The sequence below is a fragment of the Allomuricauda sp. CAU 1633 genome (assembly GCF_017313225.1).
Classification (GTDB): Bacteria; Bacteroidota; Bacteroidia; order Flavobacteriales; family Flavobacteriaceae; genus Flagellimonas.
Map to the genome: position 1 here is coordinate 1,101,483 of NZ_JAFLNE010000001.1, position 7,016 is coordinate 1,108,498.

Genomic DNA, 7,016 nt, shown 5'->3' on the forward strand with positions numbered 1-7,016 from the left:
AATGTTATAGTGTTATTGTTTTATGAATTCAACTCTTCTGTTTTGGGCTTTTCCGTCTGCGGTGTTGTTGTCACCAACAGGTTCGCTTTCCCCTTTTCCTTCGGAAATCAAACGATCTGAGGAGACACTATAGACAGAAATCAAGGCGTCTTTGACGGCTTGTGCACGGTCTTTTGAAAGTTTCAAGTTGTTTTCTTCGGAACCATCCGCATCGGTATGTCCCACAATCTTGAGTTTCATGGAAGGCTCTTGCTGAAGTACCTGGGATATTTGTCGGATAATCCCCATGGATTGGGGCTGGATGTTGGCTGAACCCACATCAAAAAGAATCCCATTGGTGGACACTTTTCCATCAGCAAGCAGTTTTCTTCTGAGATCAACCCCACCTTCAGCCACTTTAAGGTTGGAAATGAAGATTTTTTCTTTGCCGTCTTTAATGTTGTTCACGTTGAATTTAAGGGTGGTCAATGTATTTTCGGGAATCATTTGTGGAATGTCCACATACTTTTCTTCATTGACCCATAACCTGAACCTTGATTTGTTGACCGCAATGGAGATATGGGGCTGGTTGAGCACGGCTTTTCTAATATCCGCACGAATATCATTATTTATGGTTCTTCCCTGACCCTTGATGTGATTGCGAACCCCGATGTCAAAAGCACCGTATTGCCCAACTGGAATCCAAGCCGAAGCATGGTTCTGTCCTTCATCAAAATTGGGGTCGTCAGAAAGAAAAACACCTATTCCTGCTATTGAAGATGTTTTGTTGTCCATGCCATAGGTCAACAGGTCAAATTCAATGGTATACTCTTCCGGTAGGTTGGGTGCATTGGGAATATAATAGGTGTTGTAACCGGGTAACAACTCCATCCATCGTTGTGGCGAATCGTCTACGGTGACCACTTCGCCACTACCATTGGTGTTCCATTTGGAGGGAAAATCACCAATAAAATCATTGGCATAATCATCAAAGAAGAGAAGCTTGTCACCAGGGACATAATCGAACTTACTGTAGATGGTGATTGATTTTTCACCGCTTGCTGCCGGTGCACCAGCGTTTGTATTTCCACTTGGGGTATTTCCAGTATTGACAGGGGCATCCCCACCTTGATTTCCAACATCAGGAGCTTGTTTTCCTCCAGAACCGGGCTCCAAAATACTGTCCAGGGCCTGATCTGTTTTTTTGCTCGTTTCAGTTTCTACTCTTCGCTCTACAGTACGTTGAGCGGCATTTTCAGCCTTTTTCGTCAATTTTTTAAAAAATTGGGCATTTATGCTGGAACCTACAATCAGCATAATAAGCATACTGAAGAGGGTCTTACTAGACATTTTCATTATAGTGTACTTTAGTTGTGGTTTTTAAAAAGCAATTCCATACAAATTACAAAAAACCAACCCTAGGTATCACTAAAAATGTGTAACTCGTTTAAACCAATGTATAAGCCGCAGTAAAGAAACCGTTAATTCATTTTGTAAACAATAATGGAGTTGTCCTGATCTTTGGCTACCAGCTCCAATTTCCTGTCGTTGTCCATATCGGTGAGGTCAATGAGGGAACTTCCATAGACCGGAAAATTGGGAATGGGTTCTGCCTGGCTGTCGTAGAGATAAATCTTTTGATTTTGTATGTCGGTGACACTCACATAGATCTTATCGTAGATATAAAAAATCTTGGGCTTGGAGTACACGCCCAAATCCAGCTCTACCTTTTTACCTTTAATACTCAAGACATTGTCGTCCATAAGAACCAAGGTGTTGCTGGTGGCATACATACCATGGTCTTTGTTGAGGTTAAAATTGGTGGCGGTGAGTTTTCCGTTGGTGTCAATCTGATGCAAGACCCCGGTTTTGTTGGTTACGGTAATCTTGTTTTTGTAGAGGAACGCCTCATTGGTGGAGAAATCTATTTTTTCTGCAACTTTGATTCGGTCTGTTCCCACTCGGTGCATTATTTTGATGGTATTGTCCTCCAGCTTAAATACTAAATAATCCCGATTACCCACCCTAAAGTGTTTGGGCGCGCCCAAAATAGGACTGGATGCTTCGGTAAATTTAAAACCACTGACAATTTTTGCTTTGTTGTTATACATAAAGATTTTTGATCCTTGGGTAATTACAAAGCGATAATCCTTGCTGCCATCGTAATCAAAAACCCCTAGTGGATTCAGATTTCCGCCCTCAAAATCAATTTTAAAAGGAGGCACATCATCCCCGTTTCGGTCAATGATCATAAATTGATCGTTGGTATTAAAGGCCAATTGAAGCCTACCGTTTTTATAGATGTCTATCTGCTGTATGGGCGGTTGTATGCGACCTTCCAATTGTTTGGTCCATAACACCTTGCCTTCCGTGGAAATTAGGTAAAGCACATTGTTTTGATCCTGCACCACAATTTCCTGCTTGTTGGTCCGGTGGTTTTTTACAAACTGGGGGTCAATCGCCAAATCGGTGTCCAGTTCTAAAGTAAAAAGGGGCGTGACGGTATTGTTCTGAACGGTTTTCTCAATTTTGGAAACCAACATGTTAAGGTGGGCAAAATCCGTATCGCCCACAATTTGAGCTGCGAAGGTGTAATCTTCCAAATCAGCTTCCTTGATGGATTCAAAAAGGTCGGGAGTCAATTCTTTCTCGGCAAAAAGTTCAATTCCCGAAGCATTCGATACAAACAGCACACTGGATTCGCTGGCCAAAGGAGCCTTTGCGGTTTGGTACAGCGGTGCATTGCTGAACGAAGCGGTGCCATTATGGTTGCTGATGATGGTCTGAAGCGACGTTTTGTCTTCGGAAAAAACAAAACTGTTCTCTAAAATGGCGCAAAAGTTCGACTCAAAATCAGTGACGAGCGGATTGAACCCTTCGCTTAAAAAATTCTTGTTCTGCAACTCCATAATTTCACTCCCCTGATAGTTCTCTGAAGAGGCCTTTTCAGCATCCAAAAACTCAAACAAGCCATCGGTTCCGTAAGAATTTAGCAAGACCACTTTTTGATTGTTCAGATAGATGATGCCCACTTCCTCAATGGTATTGAAAAGGGAATCTACAGGCTTTACGCGATCTAAATAGGTATTTTGGTTTTTGGCAAAGACCTGATAGTCATCAAACGTAAACGAAACCACAGCCTGTGCATTCAGTGGGGCAAGAGCCGGTGTTTTGTTGGTCAACGGCGAGGTTCCCTTGAATAGATTAATAAAATTTTTGGTGGAGTCCGGGGCCATGGCAATTCCATTGAGCGTTACTTCATCAGAATTGGCGGTAAAATCCAAAGAAATCCATTCAGAAAAGGGTTTATCTGTATCAGACTCATCTTTTAATGAAAACAGTGATGCATTTTCGCTGAGGTTCATAAAAACCGTTCCCGATTTATTGGGTGCGGTGGTCTCATATAATTTTTCTAAAGTGGGGTTCACCGGATTACTCCCTTTGGTCCGAACCATATTTTCCATTAACAGCATGGAAGAACTCAATATAACTTCCTTGTCTTTCGGCAATTGAAAGACCTCATTGCCATCCAAGGTATATTTGGTGATTTGGGTACCCTCATATTGAAGGGTTTCCACAGTTTTGTTGCTGACATCATCAATAGTAAAAAGGTTGGGACTCTTTTTGGCGATAAGAACGAAGTCATAATTGTCTTTGCCCACTTCGTAGAGTGCCAAAAGACAGGTGGCCTCTGTAGAAAGATGGCCCAAATTGTCCAACTTTTCCAAAACGGATTTGTATACCGGAAAGCTTTTGGTGGTTGATAGAAAGGCATTGTTTTTTAGCTCACTTTTAAAATTGGACAGATTGGTGATTTTAATGACCAACGCAGGGTTGGGTGGCAGATGGTCCAATAAAGAATCTTTGATCTTGACCTCGGTTTCACAGGAAAGGATAAAAAGTGTGAGGAAAAAGAACAGTACCTTATATCTCATGGTTGAAGTTTGACACAAAGTTAGAATTTTTAAATATCCAATGTTAACTGTTCTGGGAGTTGTCTGAAGCTTTTTCTGTGGTATTTGGTAAGGCCAAATTCTCTAATGGCTTCGCGATGTTCCTTGGTGGGGTATCCTTTGTTCTTTTTCCAATTGTACATGGGGAATTCTTCGTGGATTTTGGCCATGTATTCATCCCGATAAGTTTTTGCCAAAATGGAGGCCGCAGCAATGCTCATGTACTTACCATCTCCTTTTATGATACATTCATGGGCAATGGTGGGGTAGGGTTTAAAGCGGTTTCCATCAACCAAGATAAAACTGGGTGCCTTTTCCATGGCATCTAGAGCGCGGTGCATAGCGAGGAAAGAAGCATTTAGAATATTGATCTTATCAATTTCATCCTGAAAAACATGACAAACGGAAAAACAAACCGCCTCTTTTTCCAAAATGGGGCGTAAACCATCGCGCTTGATTTCCGACAATTGCTTGGAATCGTTCAAAATATCATTCGCAAACCCTTCGGGTAGAATAATGGCAGCTGCGGTAACCGGACCTGCCAAGCAGCCCCTGCCCGCTTCATCGGTTCCAGCCTCATTTTGATATTTGTAGAGGTCTTTCAGCATATTTAATAAGACTGCTGAAAGATAAGACCTGCTTTGTTGAAGGCCAAATAAGGCGCTATGTTTCCAGATTTTAGTTAGCTTTTTGATGGCAAACTTTTCACATTTGTTTAGAAACAAAACCTATACCTTTGCCGCAGCAATACCATGGAATGAGATTGATACTGTTTACCCTGCTCTTTTTGCTGGGTCAATTTTTATTTGCACAACAAGACTCTTTACCTCCCCAGAAAGAAGTGGACTCAATAAAGGTAAAGACGTTGGACTCCGTGAAAGTTAAACTTAAGGAGCGGGATTCCCTAAAGCTGGCAACAAAGGATTCCTTGAAGACCAAACAAAAGGACTCCTTGGCCTCGGATTCCACCGCCTTGGCTGATAGAAAATTTATAAAGAACGTCAAGCAGATTAAAAAGGTTGATTCTGTTTTCATTAAGGATTACAAGATAGTCAACTATGCTAGGGATACTACTTTTCTGGATACAACACTTACCATTCAAAAAGAATACAAGTACAATTACATTAGGGAAGATGATTTTGAGCTGATGCCCTTTGCCAATATGGGACAACCGTATAATGAGTTGGGGAAAACATTTTCACAAAATCCATATTATCCCCGGATTGGCGCTACGGCCAAGCATTCCAGATACTTTGAAGTGGAGGACATCAAATATTATAATGTTCCAACGCCCATGACAGAGTTGATGTTCAAGACCTCAATGGAACAGGGTCAGTTCTTGGATGCGCTTTTAACCTTTAATCTTTCTAGGCGCCTTAATTTATCTGTGGGTTACAACGGATTTCGGTCGTTGGGAAAATATAGATATGAACAGGCGGAGTCTGGAAATTTTAGCACCACCTTAAATTATAGCACCCAAAATGACCGATATGGTTTAAGGGCACATATAGCAGCACAGGATATTGAAGGACAGGAGAATGGTGGACTTTTGGACCGCGAGCAATTTGAAGGAGATTTGCCCGACTTTGAAGACCGCTCCAAGATTGATGTACGCTATACGGATGCCAATAACAGAATATTGGGTAAGCGATATTATTTGGATCACTACTACAAATTGGTGAACCACAAAAGGGATTCAACGGATAAAAACCCCACCTCATTAGCCATTGGTCATGAGTTTAACTATGAAACCAAGTTCTATGACTTTGAACAAGCAAGACTAAATGATGCATTTGGTGAAGATCCTTTTGTGACGCCCATAGCGGATAGGGCTAGATTAAAGACCATGTTCAATAAAGGGAGTGTGGAATTCTCAAACAGAACATTAGGTAAGGTAACGGGAAGTATTGGACTGTATACCTATAATTATTTCTTCAACAGTATTTTAATTACGGATGAAGGTACCATTCCAAATAAACTGGAAGGAGAGGAAATAACAGTTGGCGGCGGGTACTCCAAAAATTTAGGCCGATTGTCTCTCGAAGGAAATATCAATTATACTATTTCAGGAGATCTAACCGGAAATAGGCTGGATGCCATGGCCAGATATCGTATCAATGACAGCAACGTGGTATTCGGGGGCATCCACATCTCATCCCGTATGCCGGATTTTAACTATTTGCTGTATCAAAGCGATTATCGAAATTTTAACTGGTATAATTTTGATGCATTTGAAAAACAGCAGACCCAATCCATAAAATTTGGTTTTGATTCAAAGTGGCTTGGACAGATTGAAGCAGAATATAGTGCGCTTGACAATTATACCTATTTTGCTTCCACAGCCACCCAAGAGCAGATTGATGCTGCCCAAGAGACCGCCTTTGTAAAACCCTTTCAAGAAACCAATACCATAAACCATCTACGGGCAAAATATACAAAGGAGTTTAAATGGCGCAAATGGGCATTGATGAACACAGTGTTGTACCAAGAAGTCACGCAGGACAACCAAGTCTTGAACCTGCCTCAGTTGGTCACAAGAAACACCTTGTATTTTTCAAGTGATGTTTTTAAAAAGGCCATGTTTTTGCAGACTGGAGTTACCTTTAAATATTTCACTTCCTATAATATGAATGCCTACAATCCATTATTGGGAGAGTTTTATATACAGAACAATGAAGAATTCGGTGGCTATCCTTTAATGGATGTTTTTATCAATGCCAAGGTTAGGCAAACCCGCATTTATCTAAAAGCAGAACATTTGAATTCCATTTTTTCGGAGCCTAATTATTATTCCGCCCCAAACTATCCCTTTAGGGATTTTGTAATTCGATTTGGGCTGGTTTGGAATTTCTTTTCCTAGGAAGAATTAAATTGAGCTTGATAAACAGTCACTTATAATTTTCTATCTTTTTTTGAAAAAAAAATAAGCCAAAACTATTTGCGGAGAAAAAATAACCTGCTTATATTTGCACCCGCTTAGCTGATAAGGCTGGGTGTTAAAGGAGGGGGATTTGGTCGAATTGTGGCCAATTTTTTTTCCTTTAGAGTGAAGAAGTTCATATACATATTGTAACGACAGCGTAA

At 40.9% G+C, this 7,016-nt stretch carries 4 protein-coding genes; 1 reads left to right on the top strand and 3 read right to left on the bottom strand.

The features are described from left to right. Window positions 1–12: 12 nt before the first annotated feature. The 3 genes from J0X14_RS04875 to J0X14_RS04885 form a co-directional block, all read right to left on the bottom strand. A complete protein-coding gene (locus tag J0X14_RS04875) occupies window positions 13–1,329 on the bottom strand; it encodes an OmpA family protein (protein WP_242527913.1) in 1,317 nt (438 codons plus the stop codon). Between the two features lie 131 nt (window positions 1,330–1,460). Next, entirely contained in the window at window positions 1,461–3,914 is a 2,454-nt protein-coding gene (locus J0X14_RS04880; RefSeq protein ID WP_207096623.1) for a ribonuclease HII, read from the bottom strand. Window positions 3,915–3,943: 29 nt separating this feature from the next. After that, the gene (locus J0X14_RS04885; protein WP_207096624.1) at window positions 3,944–4,540 is read right to left on the bottom strand and encodes a ribonuclease HII; all 597 of its coding nucleotides are present in this window, start codon (window positions 4,538–4,540) and stop codon (window positions 3,944–3,946) included. 149 nt (window positions 4,541–4,689) lie between these two features. On the opposite strand from J0X14_RS04885, the gene J0X14_RS04890 reads away from it, so the two are divergent. Continuing rightward, window positions 4,690–6,792, top strand: coding sequence for a putative porin (locus J0X14_RS04890; RefSeq protein WP_207096625.1), 2,103 nt, complete (start codon window positions 4,690–4,692; stop codon window positions 6,790–6,792). Window positions 6,793–7,016: the final 224 nt, after the last annotated feature.